Origin of the sequence: Rheinheimera sp. WS51, assembly GCF_050936095.1 — a bacterium.
Classification (GTDB): Bacteria; Pseudomonadota; Gammaproteobacteria; order Enterobacterales; family Alteromonadaceae; genus Alishewanella.
In genome coordinates, this window is sequence record NZ_JBOTRC010000044.1 from 1 (window position 1) to 1,213 (window position 1,213).

Annotated in this window: 1 rRNA gene; it reads right to left on the reverse strand. The window is 49.0% G+C overall.

The annotated features are described in order from the left end of the window. Positions 1-1,156 (reverse strand): 23S ribosomal RNA (locus ACRCA4_RS14940); the annotation flags it as partial. Between the last annotated feature and the right edge of the window lie 57 nt (positions 1,157-1,213).

Below are 1,213 nucleotides of genomic sequence, written 5' to 3' on the forward strand. Positions count from 1 at the left end.
ACAAGTCCGCAGCTTCGGTGAATGATTTAGCCCCGTTACATCTTCCGCGCAGGCCGACTCGACTAGTGAGCTATTACGCTTTCTTTAAAGGATGGCTGCTTCTAAGCCAACCTCCTAGCTGTCTATGCCTTCCCACATCGTTTTCCACTTAATCATTACTTTGGGACCTTAGCTGGCGGTCTGGGTTGTTTCCCTTTCCACGACGGACGTTAGCACCCGCCGTGTGTCTCCCGAGTAGTACTCATTGGTATTCGGAGTTTGCATGGGGTTGGTAAGTCGGGATGACCCCCTAGCCCAAACAGTGCTCTACCCCCAATGGTATTCGCTCGAGGCGCTACCTAAATAGCTTTCGAGGAGAACCAGATATCTCCGAGCTTGATTAGCCTTTCACTCCGATCCACAAGTCATCCCCTAATTTTTCAACATTAGTGGGTTCGGTCCTCCAGTTGATGTTACTCAACCTTCAACCTGCTCATGGATAGATCGCCCGGTTTCGGGTCTACACCCTGCAACTATTCGCCCAGTTAAGACTCGGTTTCCCTACGGCTCCCCTATTCGGTTAACCTCGCTACAAAATGTAAGTCGCTGACCCATTATACAAAAGGTACGCAGTCACCCAACAAGTGGGCTCCCACTGCTTGTACGTACACGGTTTCAGGTTCTATTTCACTCCCCTTACAGGGGTTCTTTTCGCCTTTCCCTCACGGTACTGGTTCACTATCGGTCAGTCAGGAGTATTTAGCCTTGGAGGATGGTCCCCCCATGTTCAAACAGGATATCACGTGTCCCGTCTTACTCGTTTTCACTAAAAAGGTATTGTCGTGTACGGGGCTATCACCCTGTATCGCTACGCTTTCCAACGTATTCCACTAACACCTAGCTAGCTTAAGGGCTAGTCCGCGTTCGCTCGCCGCTACTGACGGAATCTCGGTTGATTTCTTTTCCTCGGGGTACTTAGATGTTTCAGTTCTCCCGGTTCGCCTCGTTACACTATGTATTCATGTAACGATAGTGCATAAATGCACTGGGTTTCCCCATTCGGATATCTTAGGCTATAACGGTTTTTATCACCTTACCTAAGCTTTTCGCAGATTAACACGTCCTTCATCGCCTCTGACTGCCAAGGCATCCACCGTGTACGCTTATTCACTTAACCATACAACCCCAAGATGTCTTGAGTATTATACAGTGTGTCTTGCGTCACACTCACTTC